At 53.1% G+C, this 20,392-nt stretch carries 15 protein-coding genes and 1 pseudogene; 4 read left to right on the plus strand and 12 right to left on the minus strand.

Annotated elements, in window-relative coordinates; genetic code table 11:
* A partial coding sequence (locus ACTQY1_RS10875; protein WP_441374188.1) for an ATP-binding protein occupies positions 1-370 on the plus strand: 370 nt, incomplete at its 5' end.
* A 166-nt stretch (positions 371-536) separates the two neighbouring features.
* Here the strand turns inward: ACTQY1_RS10875 and ACTQY1_RS10880 are convergent.
* From ACTQY1_RS10880 to ACTQY1_RS10915, 8 genes and pseudogenes are all read right to left on the minus strand, one after another.
* A pseudogene (locus ACTQY1_RS10880) lies at positions 537-1,480 on the minus strand (glycosyltransferase).
* A gap of 21 nt (positions 1,481-1,501) precedes the next feature.
* Positions 1,502-3,265 (minus strand): glycosyltransferase family 39 protein, encoded by a 1,764-nt coding sequence (locus ACTQY1_RS10885; protein ID WP_154488777.1) that lies wholly within the window; start codon positions 3,263-3,265, stop codon positions 1,502-1,504.
* 225 nt (positions 3,266-3,490) lie between these two features.
* Positions 3,491-4,384: an Rpn family recombination-promoting nuclease/putative transposase gene (locus ACTQY1_RS10890; protein WP_154488780.1), complete on the minus strand. Its 894-nt coding sequence runs from the start codon at positions 4,382-4,384 to the stop codon at positions 3,491-3,493.
* 354 nt (positions 4,385-4,738) lie between these two features.
* A complete protein-coding gene (locus ACTQY1_RS10895; protein WP_441374189.1) occupies positions 4,739-6,082 on the minus strand; it encodes a pilus assembly protein TadG-related protein in 1,344 nt (447 codons plus the stop codon).
* 36 nt (positions 6,083-6,118) lie between these two features.
* Entirely contained in the window at positions 6,119-6,757 is a 639-nt protein-coding gene (locus ACTQY1_RS10900; protein WP_441374190.1) for a prepilin peptidase, read from the minus strand.
* 104 nt (positions 6,758-6,861) lie between these two features.
* On the minus strand, positions 6,862-8,781 hold the full coding sequence (locus ACTQY1_RS10905; RefSeq protein WP_022487627.1) for a PTS fructose transporter subunit IIABC: 1,920 nt from the start codon (positions 8,779-8,781) through the stop codon (positions 6,862-6,864).
* 1 nt (position 8,782) lies between these two features.
* The gene (gene pfkB / locus ACTQY1_RS10910) at positions 8,783-9,685 is read right to left on the minus strand and encodes a 1-phosphofructokinase (protein WP_288274301.1); all 903 of its coding nucleotides are present in this window, start codon (positions 9,683-9,685) and stop codon (positions 8,783-8,785) included.
* A 329-nt stretch (positions 9,686-10,014) separates the two neighbouring features.
* Positions 10,015-10,866 carry a ChbG/HpnK family deacetylase gene (locus tag ACTQY1_RS10915; protein ID WP_288311597.1) on the minus strand — a complete coding sequence of 284 codons (852 nt, stop codon included), beginning with the start codon at positions 10,864-10,866 and terminating at the stop codon, positions 10,015-10,017.
* A 215-nt stretch (positions 10,867-11,081) separates the two neighbouring features.
* Between ACTQY1_RS10915 and ACTQY1_RS10920 the strand changes: the two genes are divergently transcribed.
* On the plus strand, positions 11,082-11,687 hold the full coding sequence (locus ACTQY1_RS10920; RefSeq protein ID WP_154488769.1) for an ECF transporter S component: 606 nt from the start codon (positions 11,082-11,084) through the stop codon (positions 11,685-11,687).
* A 480-nt stretch (positions 11,688-12,167) separates the two neighbouring features.
* Positions 12,168-13,136: a lactate/malate family dehydrogenase gene (locus ACTQY1_RS10925; protein WP_022487515.1), complete on the plus strand. Its 969-nt coding sequence runs from the start codon at positions 12,168-12,170 to the stop codon at positions 13,134-13,136.
* Positions 13,137-13,167: 31 nt separating this feature from the next.
* Here the strand turns inward: ACTQY1_RS10925 and ACTQY1_RS10930 are convergent, their stop codons facing one another.
* Positions 13,168-14,448 carry a M18 family aminopeptidase gene (locus ACTQY1_RS10930; protein ID WP_022487514.1) on the minus strand — a complete coding sequence of 427 codons (1,281 nt, stop codon included), beginning with the start codon at positions 14,446-14,448 and terminating at the stop codon, positions 13,168-13,170.
* A 125-nt stretch (positions 14,449-14,573) separates the two neighbouring features.
* Between ACTQY1_RS10930 and ACTQY1_RS10935 the strand changes: the two genes are divergently transcribed.
* On the plus strand, positions 14,574-16,022 hold the full coding sequence (locus ACTQY1_RS10935; protein WP_022487513.1) for an amino acid permease: 1,449 nt from the start codon (positions 14,574-14,576) through the stop codon (positions 16,020-16,022).
* A gap of 348 nt (positions 16,023-16,370) precedes the next feature.
* Here ACTQY1_RS10935 and ACTQY1_RS10940 read toward each other — a convergent pair whose 3' ends face one another.
* The 3 genes from ACTQY1_RS10940 to ACTQY1_RS10950 are packed head-to-tail and all read right to left on the minus strand — an operon-like array spanning position 16,371 to position 20,295.
* The gene (locus ACTQY1_RS10940) at positions 16,371-17,681 is read right to left on the minus strand and encodes an aminopeptidase C (protein ID WP_022486630.1); all 1,311 of its coding nucleotides are present in this window, start codon (positions 17,679-17,681) and stop codon (positions 16,371-16,373) included.
* A 27-nt stretch (positions 17,682-17,708) separates the two neighbouring features.
* Entirely contained in the window at positions 17,709-18,629 is a 921-nt protein-coding gene (locus ACTQY1_RS10945) for a DMT family transporter (protein WP_022486631.1), read from the minus strand.
* A 28-nt stretch (positions 18,630-18,657) separates the two neighbouring features.
* Positions 18,658-20,295, minus strand: coding sequence for a DUF4153 domain-containing protein (locus ACTQY1_RS10950; protein ID WP_022486632.1), 1,638 nt, complete (start codon positions 20,293-20,295; stop codon positions 18,658-18,660).
* Positions 20,296-20,392: the final 97 nt, after the last annotated feature.

Genomic DNA, 20,392 nt, shown 5'->3' on the forward strand with positions numbered 1-20,392 from the left:
TACTGCTTTCGATGGTGAAATTAAAATAAAAACAGACGTGAGCAAAAATCGCTCACGTCCGTGTGTGGTAGATGAATTGGAGCTTACCCCAACATTTGACAAAGAACCAATTTTCTTTGACCTGGTTGACCGCCGATACAACAAGGGTGGTTATTACAACATGATCTTTACAAGCAACAAAACACCCTCTGAGTGGCGGGAATGTTTTAACGAAGATGATGCCCTGTTGTGTTCCTTGGACCGCATTTTCGATGATGCTGTAGTCTATATGATTAAAGGAAACAGCTACCGCGGGCAAATGCTTGAGACGTATACAGTCCAGGCAAACAAACCCAAAGAACCAATTTCAGCAACTATGCCTAAGATTTAAGCCCTAGGCCGAAGTGTATTCTAAGTTGTTGATCGTACCACATATTTAAGAATGGCGATTTCAATTGGGCTGAATTTGGCTAATTCAGCTGGGCCCTATTTGGCGATTTCAGACGGGCTCTAACACTGTCTAAATATATGGTACACCTTTCTCTTCTCCTCGTTCTTTATTCATGCTTCTGTATCATCTTTATGATGTTCATCTGTATCTCAAAATCCTTGCGGGAATTGACAGCGGTTGTATCCAGAATCAATCCGCAAAAGAAAGAAAGCAATGCCGTAATCATGAAAAATCCACTAGCGATAAAAGTAGGGAATCTGGGAACCAACCTTATCCGTATATACTCCATAAGAACCGGAATAAACAGGGTAATCCCACACAAGAGAAAAAGCAATGCAGCACTTCCGAAAAAAGCCATAGGTCTATAATGGCGATACATATTAAAAATTGTTAGTAAGACCCTGGCTCCGTCTGTATAAGTATTTAGTTTGCTTTTGCTTCCTGTTGGACGGTTTCGATATTGGACAGGGATACTTTCAATTAACAGGTTCTTATCCAGAGCATGAATGGTCATTTCCGTCTCAATTTCAAACCCTTGGGACAATATGGGGAATGTTTTAACAAACAGGGGGCTGAAAGCCCTATATCCTGTCATAACATCTTCGATCCGATTTTTGGGTTGCCATAAAATATTGATGAATTTTCGTACAAGTTCATTTCCAAAATTATGGAAGGGCCTCTTATTTTCATTAAAATACGTAGTGGACAGGCGATTCCCTATGACCATATCAGCCTTGCCCTCCAAAACAAGCTGACACATCTCCTGGGCATTCTCAGCAGGATACGTATCATCTCCATCTATCATCAGATAACAATCCGCATTGATATCGCGAAACGAAACATGGAACGAATCACATTGCCCTTTCCCTGACGATACTCAGGCCGGACAATTGCACCATTCTGCTCAGCGATGAGAGCCGTGTTATCCGTTGAATTATTATCATAGACATAGATGCACGCATCCGGCAGTGCATTATGATAATCAGATACCACTTTCCCAATTGTTCTGGCTTCGTTATAACATGGAATCAGTACGGCTATTTTCTTCATATAAAAATCCCCATTCCAAATCTATTCATTCATTTTCCATATTATAAAATCTTTATAGACGGACAAGCTGCTGCTGTTTAAATAATTCATTTTTTTTATCATATCTTCACCATTCGTAGTGATAATCAATTTTCCCTTTAAATCAGCAGTTAATTCGTTACTTTTGCGCAGTACATTTACCGTGACATTTTTTAATAAAAGATATTGCAGATCGATAGGCGCAACCCACCAATAATCCAATCGATTTATATCATGGTCTGGTGAATAAAAATATACCGTATGTTCATCAGGTGATAAATTTTCTACTACACCTTGCGAAACTTTCATCATAGTATCATACCGCATGTTTCTGACAGACCCATTCACTGTATTTAAAAAATTGCCAACCAAAAACATGGTACCCAGAAGAACATACGATACGGTGAGCACATTGTCCGACTTTCTTACTGTAATCAAAATGAGAAGTCCCGTAACAATAAAAAGCGAGCTGTAATAGTAAGAATAGGTATTCCCCACTTTAAAAAACAAGAAACCCACTTGATAATTTCTAATCCCATCGACTCCCTGATAGTACTGAATAACATTTTGAAACAATAAAATGATATACACAGTAACAACAAAGGATGAGAGCAATAATCTTGTTTTTTTATTATGCAAACAATCAATTACTGCCACCAAACCAAATGATACCATAACCGCACCCATTGATGCTTCGAAGTATCGGCTAAAAGTAGCAAACACCAGGCCTTGTTCATTTGAATTGGTGAAATACAGAACGCTCATCAGCAAAGACAAAACAGCCGCTGCTGAAGTGGTAAAATAAAATATCTTTTTCTTAAAGTCCTCTTTGTTCCGGAAGAATTCACACCATGAATATATCATACCTAAAATACTAAAGCCAAAAGTTGAAACAACTATATAATAAAGGTGGCCTTCCAGAATCCGAAGAAATTCCAAGATGCCTTTTGCAGAAAGCAAAGCTTTCAGTTTATATAAATTGCCAGATAGTAAATTTCCTCCATTTAGTAAATTTCCTCCCTGCCCTAAATAAAGGTACACGGAATCCAACAGGTAATATTTTAAATACAAATTACCTGCAAATAAAACACCGATCAATCCTAAAAATAACATCAGATTGTAATCGATTGTTTTTTTCTGACGCCAGACCCATCCAGCATTTAAAAGCAATGCCCCCATAACAGAAACTATGATTGGTACACTTCTTGTGTGTACTGCAAACATATAACCTAAAATCAAAGCTTCTAAAATATAATATCTACGTGAACCTTTCTCCAAAATAGCAATCAGTAAATAAAAAGAAAGGATTCCCAGCATCATTAACAAGCATTCTGGCTGGGTGGTTTCAGTATATAAGGTATAAGCAGGATATGCCATAGAAAGTAAAGCAAAGATAAAAGCCTGTTGTCGATGATTTGACGTAAAAACATACTTAGAAACAAGGATCTCATATAAAAAATAAAATGATACACAATTAAACAGTGCATTCAGAATCATTAAAGAACGGTAGATAAAAAGCGGCGAATCAAAAAAATACATAAAGACAGCAATGATAAAAGAATAACCGCCATTATAGTATAATGGATTCTTCAACGCTGACCAATCCATCCCTATATAGGCAGCTGCATTGGCCCAATACCCCATTTCATCTGGAGTGAAATAAAAGATATTGCACGTTGTCATCGTATATAGATGGAAACAAAATAAAAAAGCCATTGCCAGGAAAATACGTTTATTTTCACTTAAATTCAAAAATATTTGGTTCATCGTAAGACTCCTATATTGGGACAGAAATGTAATATATTGTCTTCTTTATTATACAGCATAATAAATTGATAGAAAAGGTGATCGTTTAAAATGTATGTATGGACAACAATTTAATGATACCATCTGCTCACGGCAAATACTTTTGACTAAAAAAGCAGACCAGGTGTTTTTGAAACCATTGATTGCACAAAAAGGCCGCCGGAAATTCCGGCGGTCTTTTCCATTTTAAAGCAGTCCGTGCAGTTTTCCCAGTTTCTGGATCTGTTCCAGGGAGTAATGGGTGATCCGGGAAATGGTTTCCATGGGGATTTTCTCTTTCAGCATGCCAAGAACGTTGGATTCGCGTTCCTCCTGCATTCCCTGTTGCATCCCTTGCTGCATCCCTTGCTGCATGCCTTGCTCCAATCCTTCTTTCAAACCTTCCTTCCGGCCTGCCTTCCTGCCTTCTTCTTCTGCTTCTTTCTGGCGCCTTCTGATTTCATCGCTTAAAATCATATATTCTCGCCTCACTTTATCCATGCTCTTCACAAGATGGACTTCCTGATCCAGACTTTCCACAAAATTCCCTTTTGCGGCTTTTCCGTCCACGTAACGGAGAAAAGCAGCAACGTCAGGATCAGCTGCATTTTCGCTGCCCTTACTGTTCAGAAACATTCTGGTCTCTTCGTCCTTTAATTTTACCCTGTTATCTTCCTGACAGCAATGGGTAAATGTGTAAATCGGCAGATTCCGATGAAACGGATCGAAAGTGCAAATAAAGATTACATAGGACGGGTTCAATTCTTCGTACGGCTTGCCCTTATCCAGCAGTTCCCCATCAATCAGGCTCTGATAAAAACGGCTGCGCTTGGCCAGGTCGTATTTGGGGGAGTTGGAGCACTGCATCTCGATATCGTAGACACGACCTTCCTCATCCTCCACATAGACATCCAAACGGACACTTTTGCCATCCAGCCGGAGGTCGATGGTCTTTTCGAAATCCTGGTAATGCAGAGAACGGACTTTGATTCCCACAATCTTTTCAATCAAATGGGTACAAAGCCGTTCATTGCGCATGACATGCTGGAAGAGAAAGTTGTCACGGATGGTTAGTTCATCAAAGGTTTTGATTCTTTCCATTAATCTGCCTCCTTGTGAAGTTGGTATAGAAATACCTTTCGACAGGAAACTGATAATTCCTTCCCAAGTGGAAAAATTGGGGCATGAATGGAACAAACTATTTTGAAAGAATGGAAATGAGAGGTTTTCTCATCGGGAGTACGATGAAAACCAGCCCCCGCACCCCACCGAACCTCCGACCGTGACGGCGTTGGGGTCATGGGTCCGCGTACTGATGGTTGGACGTGGTTGGCGTGGGGACGTGCAGGCGGGGCGCCGGGCCTGGGTCCCCTACGGTTCCAGAACGGATCTGTCGGCCCGGCCGTCCCTGCTCTTCACTCCTCACTCTGTACTCTTCACTCTGCACTGGTTTTCTCACCACAGGCTGTTGTCCACCAGCCGGGGTTTGACGGCCGGGGTACCGCTTCCGCCGCCACTACCGGGAAGAGAGAACTCTTCAAATGTGAAATCACCATGTGTTGCATTAAATTCTATCTCGTTGGCATAAATAGAACCATGGAATTGTTGCTTAGGTAGTACGTTCCCATGTTGGTCTTTTTCTTGTTTATCAAAATTAAACGGAGATAATGATGAGCCTGGCACATATAAACTACCTCGGAAGTCGTAAGTATTGGCATCAAATTGCACGTTCGTAATGGGATTCTTATTCCAATTATTTATTTCTTGATGGCCAAAATAACAGATTATTACAGGCCGCCTTATATTGCTTTGTAAAGAAATATGTAGAAGAGATAGATCATCATCAACATAAAGATATACAGGATCATTAGAATTCAAAGAATTATCACTAAGATTAATGTTCATATTTTGAACATTAGAGGCGAGCCTATACATAGACTGGCCATTGTCAGAAATTGTTATTGTATAGTTTTGATCATTTTCTGTTTTGGGAATATCTTTGAATGCATCTTTAACAGCTTGCTCACTAGCTGAAACCTGTTCATTATAATATTTTTCGGGATTGGAACCATTAGGAGCTACTCCTGCAGATGGATATTTATACATTCCTTGACTTATAGCGGTTTCTCTGGATTTCCCATATGCCTCTCTTGTGTACAACATATATCTTCCCTGATTGTTTTCTTTATAATAATTTCTCCAATCCCAAACAACAACATCTCCTTCAAAAGTAGCACCTCCAATCTTATCACTATTATTATTATTGTAAAAAGATCCGTCAAACCCTCTTCTTCCAAGTCCTACATTCACAAGATTCCCCAGCTTAATTCCCCCACCTCCACTGGTCCCTTCCTTCCCAATCAGCGCCACGGCAGTGGCCTTTACCAGGAACGTGGGCCGGTGAAGCCAGGCGGCGGTGGCCTGGATCAGGGGGATTTCTTCTTCCAGATGGACCCGGTAGTAGGATTTTTCTCCTTCGCTGCCGGTGACGGCTTTGGTTTTGGCCTGGAACTGCTGGAGATTGGGGCTGCTGGCCAGGTTGTGGCCTAGGTTGGCGGTTACGTACCGGTCGGCGAACAGGTCGGCATTGGGATGGGAATTGATGGTGTCCCCGTTGACGAAGTTGGCGGCTCCGGCCAGGGCGGCGGCGTCGGCAGCGTTCTGGAGCTTGGTGTGATAGGCCCAGATCCGGCCGATTTCGCTGACCAGGGCCACCAGCAGCAGGAACACGGGCAGCAGTACGGCAAAGAGCACCAGGAAGGCCCCTTTCTGTTTCCGGTTATGAGTAAAAGGCTTCATGGGAAGCGCCTCCTTCAAGGACAGGAAAATGAGATGTTACAACCCCCGGACCAGCATCAGGGCCAGGGCGGTGAGCATGAAATAGGGTCCATAGGCAAAGGAACTTTTCCGGTTCTTCTGCCCGGCCAGGAGCATCACCAGGGCGGACAGACCTCCCAGGACGGTGCCGGCGGCGGCAGTAAAGGCCAGGCTCTGGGGGCCCATCCACAGGCCCAGGGCGGCCAGGAGCTTGATGTCTCCCCCGCCCAGGGCGCCCCGGGACAGGATTCCCAGCACCAGGAACACCAGTCCCCCAGCCAGGCCGGCCAGCAGGTGGCTCACCAGCATGTCGGGATAGGTGGCCAGCATCACCAGGGCGGCCAGGGCAAAGGGAAGCATCATGGAATCAAACAGGCAGTACTGTTCGAAATCCGTAACGGTCATCCACAGGAGAAAAGCGGTGAACACCAGCATGAGCACCAGAGGCAGACCGGAGGCAAGCTGCAGCAGCCGCAGTCCGCAGCCCAGGAACCCGATAAAAAGCAGGGGTTTCCGCCAGCGGCTGCGGGAGGCAATGGCGTCGGGGAAAGTAAGGATGGAAGGATCCCGGTCATAGAGCCGGTCGATCCAGAAAGACCCGCCCCAGGCCACCCCCAGAGCAGCCAGGAGCAGCAAAAAGACAAAGAAAAGTGTCATGGCAGGTGTACGCTCCTTTTTAGTACTATTATACAGGAAAAGCAGTCCGTTGACAAAAAAGGGCTGTGAAGAAATGGAAGTTTCCTCTCTTCACAGCCACTTTGCTATTCTCTATTCTTCTTTAACATACCCAGCAGCAGGGCACCCACTGCTGTCCCTACGGCCAAGGAGGCCAGGTACATGGGCCAGTTGTGGACTACGCCGAACACGAAGATGCCTCCGTGAGGGGCCGGGATGGTGCAGCCGAACACCATGGACAGGGCCCCGGCCACGGCGGAACCAATGGCACAGGCGGGAATCACCCGGGAGGGATCTTCCGCTGCAAAGGGGATGGCCCCTTCGGTGATGAAGCTGAGCCCCATGATGAAGTTGGTCACGGAAGAGTTCCGTTCCTGTGCCGTGAACTTCTTGGGGAACAGCCGGCAGGCCACGGCAATGGCCAGGGGCGGCACCATACCCCCGATCATTACAGAGGCCATAAAGGGAGAGGACACGGCCTGTCCGTCAGCCCCGGCCAGGGAGGCGGTACCGAACACATAGGCGGCCTTGTTGAGAGGCCCGCCGAAGTCGATGCTCATCATACCCCCCAGCACCAGGCCCAGGAGCACTTTGCTGCCGCCGCTCATGGCGGTAAGGCCCCCGTTGACCCAGTGGTTCACCGCACCCATCACCGGGTTGATCAGGACCACCATCAGGGCCCCCATGATCATCAGCCCCAGCACCGGGTACAGCAGGATGGGTTTGATGTTTTCCAGGGATTCCGGCAGGAAGGCCAGGGCCTTCTTCAAAGCCAGGATCAGATACCCGGCGGCAAAGCCCCCCACCAGGGCGCCGAAGAAACCGCTGCCCCCGGCAGAAGCCATGGCCCCGGCCACGAACCCGGCCAGGAGCCCGGGACGGTCGGCGATGCTGGCGGCAATGAACCCGGCCAGCATGGGCATCATGAAGCTGAAGGCCAGGCCTCCCACGTTCTTGAAGAAGGCGGCCAGCGGGGTACTGGACCCGAACTGGGCGGTACCGGCGGCTCCCATGTCGAACAGGAAAGCCAGGGCGATGAGGATGCCCCCGCCGATGACGAAGGGCAGCATGTGGGATACCCCGTTCATCAGATGCTTGTAGGCCTTCCGGGCGCCGCTTTCTTCCGCCGCCGTTTCTCCGGCTGCTTCCCCGCCGGCTTCCCCCTGATAAATGGGAGCCTGACCGCTGAGGGCTTCGTCCAGCAGCTGGTCGGCCTTGTTGATGCCGTCGGCCACTTTCACGATCACCACCGGTTTCCCTTTGAACCGGTTCATGGGCACGTATTTGTCCGCGGCCACGATGATCCCGGTGGCCCCGGCAATGTCTTCCGCCGTCAGGGCGTTCTTCACCCCGCTCTGGCCGTTGGTTTCCACTTTAATGGAAATGCCCCGGCGGGAGGCGTGCTGTTCCAGGCTTTCGGCAGCCATGTAGGTGTGGGCGATGCCGGTGGGACAGGCAGTGACCGCCAGCACCTGGTACCCTTTGGGGGCTTCTTCCGGGGCAGGGGCTTCTTCCGCCGGCTGTTCTTCCCCGGCTTCTTCCGGGAACTTCTCTTTTTCTGCCTTGCCGATCAGTTCATAGAGGGCATCCACACTGTCCACAGCCATGATCCCGTCGATGAAATCCGGATCCATGAGCAGGGTGGACAGACGGCTGAGCACATCCAGATGCACATTGTCCTTGGTATCCGGTGCGGCGATCAGGAAGAACAGTTTGGCAGGCTGTCCGTCCAGGGAATCGAATTCCACCCCGTCACTGCAGCGCATAAAGGCCAGCCCCGGACGGGTGACCGCTGCCGTCTTGGCATGAGGAATGGCTACCCCTTCCCCAACCCCGGTGCTCCCTTCTTCTTCCCGGGCAAAGACCTTTTTCCGGTATTCTTCCGGATCGGCGATGTTCCCCTGTTTCACCATAAGCTGGATCAGTTTGTCCAGCGCTTCTGCCTTGCTGCCGGCGGAACCGTTCAGTTCCACACTTTCCCGTTTCAGTAGATCCGTGATCTGCATATCAATTCCCCTTTACCAGTTGTTCAATGGCTTCCTTTTCCGCCAGATGCATGGTGAACGCCGTGGCGCTGCCGGCGCAGATGCCCCAGTGGAGGGCTTCTTCACAGTTTTTGTTCCGCAGGTATCCTGCCAGGAAACCGGCCACCATGCTGTCGCCGGCTCCCACCGTGTTGACCATGGTCCCCTTGGGGGCCAGGTGACGGTGGACTTTCCCTGTTTCGTCTACCAGGAGGGCACCGTCGCCCCCCAGGCTGATGAGTACGTTCCGGGCTCCCTGCTGCTGGAGTTCCCGGGCCCCCTGGATCAAATCCTGCTCCGTGGGCAGTTTCCGGCCCAGCAGGTCTTCCAGTTCTTCCCCGTTGGGCTTTACCAGGAAGGGATGGGCCGAAAGAGCCCCGGCCAAGAGTTTGCCGGTGGCATCCACCACACAGGGGATGTGCCGCTGCTCCATGGCCCGGGCAATGTCCCCGTAGAGAGAGGGGGCACAGCCGCTGGGTCCGCTGCCGGACAGGACCAGGATATCCTCGGACGTAAGCTCCCGGAGCTGGGCCTGGAGCCGGTCCAGGTCGGCGGAAGTGACTTCCGGCCCTTTGCCGTTAAGGGCGGTTTCTTCTCCGGCCCGGATCTTTACGTTGATCCGGGAAAAGCCGTTTGCCACAGGCAGCAGGCTGCAGGGAATGCCCCGCTCTTCCACCAGGCGCTGGATTTCGTCTCCGGTGAACCCGGCTTTAAAGCCCAGGATCCGGGTGGGGACCCCCAGGTTCTGGAGGATCCAGGACACGTTGATGCCCTTGCCCCCGGGGAAGATTTCCTCGGCCTGGTTCCGGTTGATGGCCCCCACCTGGAGGCGGGACAGGGTCACCACGTAGTCCAGGGAGGGATTGAAGGTGATGGTATAGATCATTTTGGATGGTGTTCCTTTCTGTGCAGGATGGAAAAGGGCACGTCGGGCCTTGGGGCCCTGGTGCAGAAGGAGGCCCGGCATCCGCCGGCCCCTGAAGGTAGACGCAGCCGGGTGGCTGCTAACCCACCACCAGCCTTACGGCTGGTCCCCCGCCCTTGTAAAGGGCGGATAGTAAGTACGCGGGCTAACGCCCTTGTACTTACCAAAGAGCGACGGGCGACAGCCCGAGCGTATATCCGCCCTTTTCAAGGGCGGGGGACCGTTGCGCCTGCGCAATGGTGGTGGGTTAGGCGCCGCTTTTCGTTCGGCGCCGTTTCCTTTTTTCTTTTTTACAGGTCCCTGAAATTCTGGACCGTAATATTCTGGTCTTTTACCAGCTGGAGGATTTCCTGATCGGTTACAGCGTCCAGTTCCCCTTCGAAATCGTGGTCCCACTGGGTAGCAGGGATCAGGATGCCGTTGCTGGTGCCCGGATGGAGCATCACTTCAGTGGTGCCTTCCTTCAAGTGGAGCAGGATGGTCCGGAGGGCTTTTTTGTCCACCGCTTCCCCGGCCACAATGCCCCCGAAATGATCCGGAGTGCGGATTCCCTGGGCGTGGGCCTTCTTCCGGGCCCGTTCCGCCAGCACATGGAGACCGGTACGGCCCACCTGTTCTCCCAGGTTGGAGGGCCGGGTGGCCAGAAGGCTCACCGGGATGGCCGGGATCCGCACCGCCGGGATCCCATGGTCCAGGCACAGGTCCAGGATGATGTCGATGATCCCGGGAAGCACGTGCATGTGCTGATGGCTGTCGGCGTGGGTGGGCACCAGGCCCGTATCCAAAAACCGGTCCAGCTGAGCGGTGCATTCCCGCTGGACGTCCTGGAGCCGGATTTTGCCGGTCAGGAACCGTTTCACGAACGCACCATGGTCCGGGTACAGTTCCCCGGTGGCCGGGTCCACCAGGCTGGGGATGTCCGAGGCCGGCAGCACTGGTTTGGCGTTCACCAGGGTGAAATGGATGCCCAGGCCCAGGGCGGGAGTACGGCGGGCCAGGGCCACCGCCTCCTCAAACGCGGCGCCGGTGACCATTACCGTGGCCGACCGGATCAGTCCCTGTGCCACCCCCCGTTCCACCGCCCGGTTGATCAGGATATGACGGCCAAAATCATCAGCATTGACAATCAGTTGTTTGGACATGACAGAGATCCTTTCAAAGAAAAACAGCCAGGATTGGCTGGAACGAATGTTGTTGTGACTATTTATTATATCAGATGGGGCAGGAAATTTGTAGGGGATTCAGGAGTTAGGTGGTTAGGTGATTAGGTGGATGGTTGGGTGGCTGGTACCTCGTTGACATCCCCCACCCCTTTTGTTACACTGGACTTGCTCTTATTTGGAAAGGAGATTTTCCCATGAATCGTGCTTTGACTCCCCGGGCTATGGTTTTTATTGCAATACTGGGGGCTTTGTCTTCTCTTTTGATGGCTTTTGAGTTTCCCCTGCCGTTTGCCCCGGCGTACATGAAATTCGAGATTTCGGACCTGCCGGCTTTGTTTGCCGGATTCTTTATCGGGCCTCTGGCCGGGGGCCTGACGGAACTGCTGAAGATCCTTATCAAACTGGTGCTGGTGGGAAGCTCTACGGCTTTTGTGGGGGAAGGGATGAACCTGTTGTGTGCCCTGGCCTATGTGCTGCCCTCCACGGTGTTCTATCACCTGCACCGGACCCGCCAGGGTGCCATGACGGCACTGGTGGCCGGCAGCCTGGTGGCCAGTGTGTTCGCGGTTCTGGCCAACAGGTTCCTGGCCATCCCGCTGTACGTAAAGCTGTACAAAATCCCTCTGGAGGCGATCCTGAAAATGGCCAGTGCCACCAATCCCCTGGTCCACAGCCTGACGGATTTCCTGCTGCTGACGGTGCTGCCCTTCAACCTGCTGAAGTACGCGGTGGTGTCAGGGATTACGTATCTAATCTATAAGAAGGCCAGTCTGGCGCTGACGGAGATCATTAAAAAGTAAATAAGGGAAGCCCGTCATCTGCCGGGCTTTGAACGTGGACGCAGCCAGAAGGCTGCTAACCCACCACCAGCCTTGCGGCTGGTCCCCCGCCCTTGAAAAGGGCGGATATATGGCACGCGGGCTATCGCCCTGGTGCCCAAAAAGCAATGGGCGTCAGCCCGAGCGTGTATCCGCCCTGAAAAAGGTACTGATAAACAGCACCCGTTACTATCCTTATAAAAAGCAATGGGCCATAGGCCCAATCGTATATCCGCCCTTTGCAAGGGCGGGGGACCGTTGCGCTTGCGCAATGGTGGTGGGTTAGCAGCCACCGGCTGCGTTTCTCTTCAGAACCATCTGCCTCCGGCAGATGGTCTCCTTCGTCCGCTGACCGTCCCTGTATCCAGTATACATTTTCAAATGTCCTTTCAGCTGTCACAGAACCATGCTACAATAGATTGGTAAGGGATTCTATTACTGCCAAATCAAGGAGGTTCTGCCATGATTGAAAAAAACGCTGTAGGCATCGTCGGTGTTGGCCATGTGGGCGCCCATGTGGCTTATTCCCTGGGAATGATGGGGATCGCTGACGAGATTCTGCTCTGCGATATTGATGACAAAAAACTCACCAGCGAATGCAATGATCTGAACGATGCTGTCCCTTTCATGCCCAACCGGGTAACTTACCGGACCACGGACTATGCCGGTCTCAAAGACTGTGCCATTATTGTGATCGCGGTGGGGGATATTTCTCTGTGCAGGAACTTCAACCGGGACGATGAACTGAAAAACAGTGTGATCCAGGTGGCCCGGTTCATTCCCCGGATCATGGATGCCGGGTTCGATGGGATCTTTGTGAACATCACCAACCCCTGTGACCTGATCACCGGGGAAATCGCCAATCTGTCCGGTCTCCCCCGGTCCCAGGTGCTGGGTACAGGGACGCTTCTGGATTCGGCCCGGCTGCGCCACGCCATCAGCGATTTTACAGGGCTGGACAGCCGGAGCTTCAGCGCCTTTATGCTGGGTCAGCACGGGAATTCCCAGTTCGTCCCCTGGTCCCTGCTGAATTTTTCCGGGATGACCGTGGATCAGTATGAACAGCACACGGGACGGAAGTTCGACCGGGCCAAAATCCAGGAACAGGCTATCAAAGGAGGCTGGGTGACGGTCTCCGGCAAATGGTGCACGGAATACGGCATTGCCGGCGCGGCAGCCACCCTGGTGCGGACCATCCTCCGGGACGAAAAGCGGGTGCTCCCCTGCTCGGTGGAACTGGACGGGGAATACGGCCAGCAGGACCTGTTCATCGGCGTACCGGCGGTAATCGGCAAGGAAGGCGTGGAAAAGGTCCTGGACCTGCCCCTGACCCCGGAAGAACAAAAGCAGTTCCAAGCCTGTGCCGCCGCCATCCAGGAGAATGTGAGCAAGGCGTATGACATTATTTTGAAGGAAAAAGAAAAGGTGTGACCGCGGTCACACCTTTTCTTTTTCTCACGTTTTATCCAAAGAACACTGTAATCAGATCTTCCAGTGCCTTCTGGTCGGCGGCTCCCATGGTTTCCCGGGCGCTGTGCATGGCCAGAAGGGCCACACCGATATCCATGGTCCGGATGGGAGTCAGGGCCGATGCCATGGACCCCAGGGTGGATCCCCCTTTGATGTCGCTGCGGTTCACAAACAGCTGGCAGGGAATCCCGTTGGCGGCGCAGAGGCCTTTCACAATGGCCACCGCTTCCGCATCCCCGGCATACGCCTGGCTGCAGGCCTGTTTCAGCACCACACCCTGGCCCAGTTTGGGCTTGTTGGTGATGTCGCATTTGGCCGTATAGTTGGGATGGAGGGCATGGGCCACGTCCACGCTGAGCATGAATCCGTTGGCCATGTCTTCATACAGGGCTTCTTCCGTCAGGCCCAGTTTGGTGTAGATCCGGTGGAGCAGGTTGTTCAGCACCAGGGAATCGGCTCCCTGTTTGGTGTTGCTGCCCACTTCTTCGTTGTCGAACAGGCAGGCCACCCGCAGTCCTTCGGTGCCTTTGCCGTTCATGATGCCCTTCAGGCAGCCCATGCAGGAAGTCAGGTTGTCCAGACGGCCGGAGGAGATGAATTCATCCTTCAGCCCGAAGGTGCAGCCTTCTTCCACCGGATAGGTGGACAGTTCAAAGGACAGGATGTCTTCCGGTTTCACCTGGAGTTCCTTGGCCAGGAAGTTGGTGAAGAAGTGCTTGTCTTCCGGGTCCTCGCCCAGCATGGTGGCCAGGGGCAGCACATCTTTCTGTTTGTTCCATTTGTAGCCGTCGTTCACTTCCCGGTTCATGTGGATGGCCAGGCTGGACATGCTCAAAAGGGGCCGTTTGAAATCCACCAGGTGGGTCCGGGGTTTGAAGGGATCGGCGGTCCGGGTGACGATCTTCCCGGCCAGGGACAGAGGACGGTCCATCCAGGTGGACACGATCATGCCGCCGTATCCTTCCACGTTCAGGGTGCCGTAGCCCTGGGTATCCACTTCCGCCGCCGGTTTCAGCCTGAAGCAGGGAAAATCCGTATGGGCGGCTGCAATCTTCAGCCCCCGGGATCCTGCTTTACCGGTACGGAAGGCAAACAGGGATGAATCGAAGCATGTGACAAAGTACTTGCTGTCCGGGGCCAGGGTCCAGTCCCCGCCCAGGGGGAGTTCAACAAAGCCGTCTGCCAGCAGCAGGTCACGGCTGGCCGCCACCGTATGGTACGGAGACGTGCTCTTTTGGATCAGGTTCAGTAAATCTTTCGTAGTTTGATTCATTTCGACACCTCCTGTTGACATTGTATCATAAGGTACAAAATTGTTCAAAAACTTTTTTATTTAACTAGCCAGATAATACCGCTGCATGATATAATGGAACCATCTTTTGTAAAGGAGGCTTTCCAATGGCTGAAAAAGAAAAAACACTCAACAATGGAAGCAACAAAGTTTTATCCTGGCAAGCGCTGGGCCTGATGACCTTTACCTCCGTGTGGGGGTTCGGGAACATCGTCAACGGCTATGCCAACCAGGGTCTCAAGGCCGTAGTGTCCTGGATCCTCATGTTCGCCCTGTACTTCATCCCTTATGTGCTCATGGTCGGTGAAATGGGTTCCACCTTCAAGAACAGCGCCGGGGGCGTATCCTCCTGGATCCGGTCCACTTCGGGCGCCAAGCTGGCCTACTTCGCCGGCTGGACCTACTGGATCGTCCACATGCCCTACCTGGCCCAGAAACCCCAGAACATGCTCATCGCCTTCGGCTGGGCCTTTTTCCAGAACGGATCCCTGACGAAAATGATTTCGCCCCTGGTCCTGCAATGCATCGCTCTTGTGATTTTCTTTTTCTTCCTGTGGTACGCCTCCAAAGGGGTTACGGCCCTGAAACGGATCGGCGCCCTGTCCGGGAGCTTCATGTTCGTCATGTCCATCCTGTACATCCTGCTGGCCCTGGCGGCTCCTCACCTGACCACCGCCAAGACCTTCAGCTACAGCCTGAACTGGGAAACCCTGATGCCCACCTTCGATTTTGACTACATGACCACCCTGGGGATCCTGGTGTTTGCTGTTGGCGGCTGCGAACGGCTGAGCCCCTATGTAAACAACCTGAAGAAACCTTCTTCTGAATATCCCAAATCCATGATCTTCATGGCCATTATGGTGGCGGTGACCGCCCTGCTGGGGACCTTTGCCATGGGGCTGATGTTCGACCCCAACAACATCCCCAAGGACCTGATGATGAACGGGGCCTACTACAGCTTCTCCAAGCTGGGTGAATACTACGGCATCGGCCAGACCTTCGTGATCATCTACGCCATCTGCACCGCCCTGGGACAGGCCGCCACCCTGGCCATTTCCATCGATGCCCCCATCAAGATCCTGCTGTCCGACGTGGATCCCCAGTTCGTGCCCAAAGTGTTCACCAAAGTGAACGCCAAAGGGGTGCCTGTAACCGGGTACAAACTGACCGCCATCCTGGTTTCCATCCTGCTGATCGTACCGGCGCTGGGGATCGGGGACATGACCAGCCTGTACAACTGGCTGATCCGTCTGAACGCGGTGTGCATGCCGCTCCGGTATCTGTGGGTGTTCTTTGCCTACATGATGCTGAAGAAACATGCGGACAACTATGTTTCTGAATACCATTTCGTGAAGAGCAAGGGCCTGGGCATGCTGGCCGGGTTCTGGTGCTTCGCCTTCACCGCTTTCGCCTGCATCATGGGCATGTTCCCCCGTGGGGTCCAGAGCGGTACCGACACCTGGTACTTCCAGTTCGCCATGAACATCCTGACCCCGCTGGTACTGATCGGGATCGGGTTCATCCTGCCGGAACTGGCGAAGAAGGAACGGGAGTAAGAAAAACAGGGTGCTGCATAAAACATGCAGCACCTTGTTTTTTTGTCAGCGGGCAGCGGCCGAAGGAGACCATCTGCCGAAGGCAGATGGTTCTAAAGGGAAACGCCGCTGAAGCGGCTAACCCACCACCAGCCTCACGGCTGGTCCCCCGCCCTTGTAAAGGGCGGATAGTAAGTACGCGGGCTAACGCCCTTGTACTTACCAAAGAGCGATGGGCGCCAGCCCGAGCGTATATCCGCCCTTTACAAGGGCGGGGGACCGTTGCGCTTGCGCAATGGTGGTGGGTTAGCATCCAACGGATGCGTTTACCATCAAAGAAACCCGCTTGCTGTGGGTTTCTTCCTTTTTTCATACATCCTCATCCCAGGGATTGATCCGGATGGGTTCTTTTTTCAGCATTTCTTTTTGTTCCGGGGTAAAATGGCATTTTCTGATCACGGCTTCGTAGACGTATTCTTTGAAATACTTTTCGGAGCAGACGAAATAGCCGTTCTTCCCCACTTCCTTGCCCCAGGAATTCTCGATCTTCCACCGGGTGGGACGGCCGCTGGCATCGAAATCCACCCCGGTCAGTAGCATGGCATGGGTGGCGGAGCTGGCTCCGTATTCCAGCCGCTTCCCTTTGGGCATATCCCAGGAAAATCCTCCCAGGAGCTTTTCCACCTGGACGCTGTCCGGATCCCAGATCCCTTCTTTCCGGGCTCCGTAGGCACCGGCGTCGCAGGCGAACCACACCGGTTCTCCGGCCTGGAGCTGGCGGACGCACAGGTCTTCCAGGGCTTCCTGGGACAGGTTCAGGGCTTCCATGTCCTTCCCCACCATGTTTTCCACAGCGTGGAAGGCCACCGGGGTATCCATTTCCTTGTCCGGGGTGGGTTCGTTGATCACGGGCATGTAGTCTTTCAGGACAAGGCCCACGTATTTGTCGTAGAATTCCCTGGGGGTCAGGTTCCGGTCACAGTGGTAGTTCTTGTCCTTGTCCCGCCAGGCAAAATCGAAGGTCTCCACCGGCGCCCCGAAGGCGATGCATTCCGCTTTGTACACTTCCGCCAGCATTTCCTTCTTCCGGGGATAGGGATCCTTTCCGGCAGCCACCAGTTCCCGGAGCTCCAGGGCATCTTTCCGGAGCAGCCGGTTCATGGCAGCCAGGAACCGGTCCGTATGTTCCGACTGGTAGGATTCCGGGTTGGCGGCTTTGGGCACCACCCCGTATTTGGCCGCCAGATGGGCCGCTTCACTCCAGTAGCCCCCATCCACCATGCCCCGGAGCACGTACTGCATGCTCTGGCCTTTCACCGGCTCCCCGGCCTGTTCGATGACCATTTCCAGGAAGTTGTTGGCCTTTTCCAGCTTGTCGTAAAAGCTGAGATAGTTCTGGGACAGTTCGAATTCCTCCAAGCCACACTTTTCCGCCACGATTTCCCGCATGATGTTGAGAGCCGCAAAGAGCCAGCACCGGCCGGACTTCTGCTGGGCGGTGATTCCCCGGGTCTTCACTTCCACCGCAAAGGGTCCCTGGTGGAGGGCCGCCTGCATGGGCACAAAAGACAGGTCCGCCAGGTCGGTTTTGGCCAGGGCACTGTTCAGGGTCCGGGCGGCTGCATCCCGGTCATAGGCAGCACGGAATTCTTTCAGCAAGGTATTGTTGATTTCTTTCATTGGATATCTTTCCTTTCTCGACAAAGGTTATTTGATTAGGGCGATCCGGGCCCCCAGGAGCATGAGCCCCATGCCCAAGGCCATCTGGAAGGTAATGGCCTCCCCCACAAAAAGCCAGGCGAAGAGAGGGCTCAGGGCCGGCTTGATGAAATAGGTCAGGCTCCCCAGGGTGATGCTCCCCACCTCCATGGCCCGGAACCAGCACAGGAAGGCCACCAGGGTGATGCCCAGGTACAGGGTGAGCACCCAGGGCAGGTTGGCCCAGGTGTAGCCGGTGAGAAGCGGGATATAGGCATAATTTCCCAGGCCGTGGGCAGTGAAAAAGGCCGCCACAGCGGGGATGTGGGACAGGAAGGCCACAAACAGCAGCTGGAGCCCGCCCCAGAAGAACGTCCAGGCAGTGACCGTCACGCTGCCCAGGGCCGGCATGAGCTTCTTGCCTCCCACCGCATACAGGCTGTACCCGAACACGCAGACCATGAGCCCCAAAAAGCCTCCCGGGTCCAGGGACATGTGGAATGGGTCCACCAAAACGGCAATGGCCAGCACCTGGAGCCCCAGGGCGGCGATTTCATACCTGGTAATGGGGGTCCCCAGGATCAGGGCCGCCAGCACCGTAATGAAAAGAGGCGTGCTGGAAAAGATCACCGCCGTATGGCTGGCTCCCAGCACCACCGAAGCCATCTGGTACAGAGGCCCCACCATGGCAATGCCCATGAATCCCAGGAAAAAGCAGAGTTTCTGCTGGGCAAAGGTAACCCGGGCATGCCGGGCCAAAAGCTGCTTCCGGCTCCAGGGCATCAAGGCCAGCCCGGCCAGGGTGTACCGTGTGGCATTCACCTGGACCCCGTTCAGGTCGCCATTGATTTTTTTCATGCATACTTCCGTAAGGCAGAAAAACAGCGCAGCCACCAGCATGCACAAGATGGCTTCACGGTGTTTGGTCATAAGGGGACACTTCCTTTGAATTGGAATTTTACTGTTCCAGCAGGTATCCATCGACTCTGACGGAATTTTTCTCTTTTTGGTCAAACCCGTCCTGGCTCCCTGCAAGCTGGGTAAAGATCAGCAGTTTCCCATCCTCCAGCTGAAGCTGGAGATCTTTTCCCTCCACCAGTCCGTTGGAAGGATATTTTTCCCGCAGCTGCTGCAGGTACGCATCATCTATGGGCAGGCTGTATGCAGTATTTCCCTCTCCGGAAAAACGCAGCCGGTGGTACTGGATATGGGCCCCCTTGATGATTATTACCCTGGAATAACCGCTGACCGGCAGTGTTGCAAGTTTTTGGCTGTAGTTATAATACCCGATACCGGTATGACCTTTTCCTTTGGGCGGACGAGGCAGGGTGGCCAGGAAGGGAGATTCTTTGATTTGTTCCACCAGAGGATACCGCCACCGGCCGGCGGAACCGGCCAGATAACCATAGCTGCTGCGGATCCGCTCCGCTTCCTCTGGAGAAATCTCTCGGGCGCTGACCAGTTTCCCCTTCTGGATCAGCTGATTCCGGGTGATGGTTTCTTCCAGGCGCCGTGCCTGGGACCAGGCAGGGAGGTCCACCAGGTTCAGGGGCGAAAATGCCAGGATCCCGCTGAGGATTCCGCACAACAGGTATATTTTCCGGGGTTTTTGCCTTGTAATGCCCCCGAGCAGGACACAAAGCCCCACGAAGGTGCAGCAGAGGGACAGATACCGGAGGGTTGTGAGCCCGTAGGCTTCCAAACGGATCCAGACGCCTCGGAGCTGAGCCGCTGCTATGGGAACCAGAAGGAGTGCTCCCCATTTCAGGACTTTCCGCACCCAGAGCGGCTGCTCTTCCGGGTAGGATAAGCAGAACAGGGTATAAAAAGCCAAAGCACAGGATCCAAAGGGATTCATGATACCATTTGGCAGAGCTCCCTCCCGGAGGCTTTTGGCCAGATAGAAATAAAGGATGACCACAAGGAGCGCGGCCGCCGGAAGAAGAAGGTTCCGGCAGAGTGATGAATACCAGTCCGGTATCGCCAGAGGTTCGTTTTCCCGGGGAATCTGGGCCAGCAGGACCTGCCAGGATACCACCCAGATGGAAAATACACAGGCCAGCTCCAGCCATTCCAGGGACAGTTTGGGGTACAGGAGCATCCGGATGCCGGAAAAGCAGAGGCCCAAAAGGGCAAAGGACAACCCTCCCAGGAGCAGGCTTTTGCCAAGGGCCAGCAGAAAAGCGGGAAAAAGCCCCTTTCGTCCCTGGGGTGTATCACAGAAAAAAAGGGTAAGCGCTGCGGACAGGGCGGCGGTGCCCCAAAGGCCCAGGAACAGGTAGTCATTAAAGGACGGGACCTGTTCCAGGCTCCGCCAGAGCAGAAGGAAAAGCAGGAAATTGGCCGCTTCCCGCCGGGGCTCGATCCTGCCGTATTTTTCGTTGTACAGCCGCCAAGGCACGGAAAGAAACATTACCAGCTGTACAGCCAAAAAGCCCTGACTGATTACCGTCCATTTGCTCCACTGGTCCCCCCGCCCGATGACAGTGAGCACCAGGAATACCAGAAAAAAGCTCCAACTGCCCAGAAAAGCCGTCTTGAAGCGCTGGTTCCGCTCCCAGATTTCCCTGCACAATCCTTTGAACCTGCTCAGCATAAAGGATGCCTCCCCTTGGATGTTCATTCCTTATGATTATAGCATGGATGGGAAGTGGGAGCGAGGCGGAAGTTGGTGTGGAGGGATAGAGGAAGAC

It is taken from the genome of Acidaminococcus sp. HCP3S3_G9_1 (assembly GCF_052122455.1).
Taxonomy (GTDB): domain Bacteria; phylum Bacillota; class Negativicutes; order Acidaminococcales; family Acidaminococcaceae; genus Acidaminococcus.

Excerpts from the sequence above, each read along its gene's own strand:
- ACTQY1_RS10920 (WP_154488769.1), top strand. The coding sequence starts at position 11,082 with ATGAATCGTGCTTTGACTCCCCGGGCTATGGTTTTTATTGCAATACTG.
- ACTQY1_RS10900 (WP_441374190.1), bottom strand. The coding sequence starts at position 6,757 with ATGACACTTTTCTTTGTCTTTTTGCTGCTCCTGGCTGCTCTGGGGGTG.
- pfkB (WP_288274301.1), bottom strand. The coding sequence starts at position 9,685 with ATGATCTATACCATCACCTTCAATCCCTCCCTGGACTACGTGGTGACC.
- ACTQY1_RS10940 (WP_022486630.1), bottom strand. The coding sequence starts at position 17,681 with ATGAAAGAAATCAACAATACCTTGCTGAAAGAATTCCGTGCTGCCTAT.
- ACTQY1_RS10945 (WP_022486631.1), bottom strand. The coding sequence starts at position 18,629 with ATGACCAAACACCGTGAAGCCATCTTGTGCATGCTGGTGGCTGCGCTG.
- ACTQY1_RS10915 (WP_288311597.1), bottom strand. The coding sequence starts at position 10,866 with ATGTCCAAACAACTGATTGTCAATGCTGATGATTTTGGCCGTCATATC.
- ACTQY1_RS10930 (WP_022487514.1), bottom strand. The coding sequence starts at position 14,448 with ATGAATCAAACTACGAAAGATTTACTGAACCTGATCCAAAAGAGCACG.
- ACTQY1_RS10890 (WP_154488780.1), bottom strand. The coding sequence starts at position 4,384 with ATGGAAAGAATCAAAACCTTTGATGAACTAACCATCCGTGACAACTTT.
- ACTQY1_RS10905 (WP_022487627.1), bottom strand. The coding sequence starts at position 8,781 with ATGCAGATCACGGATCTACTGAAACGGGAAAGTGTGGAACTGAACGGT.
- ACTQY1_RS10885 (WP_154488777.1), bottom strand. The coding sequence starts at position 3,265 with ATGAACCAAATATTTTTGAATTTAAGTGAAAATAAACGTATTTTCCTG.
- ACTQY1_RS10895 (WP_441374189.1), bottom strand. The coding sequence starts at position 6,082 with ATGAAGCCTTTTACTCATAACCGGAAACAGAAAGGGGCCTTCCTGGTG.
- ACTQY1_RS10950 (WP_022486632.1), bottom strand. The coding sequence starts at position 20,295 with ATGCTGAGCAGGTTCAAAGGATTGTGCAGGGAAATCTGGGAGCGGAAC.
- ACTQY1_RS10935 (WP_022487513.1), top strand. The coding sequence starts at position 14,574 with ATGGCTGAAAAAGAAAAAACACTCAACAATGGAAGCAACAAAGTTTTA.
- ACTQY1_RS10925 (WP_022487515.1), top strand. The coding sequence starts at position 12,168 with ATGATTGAAAAAAACGCTGTAGGCATCGTCGGTGTTGGCCATGTGGGC.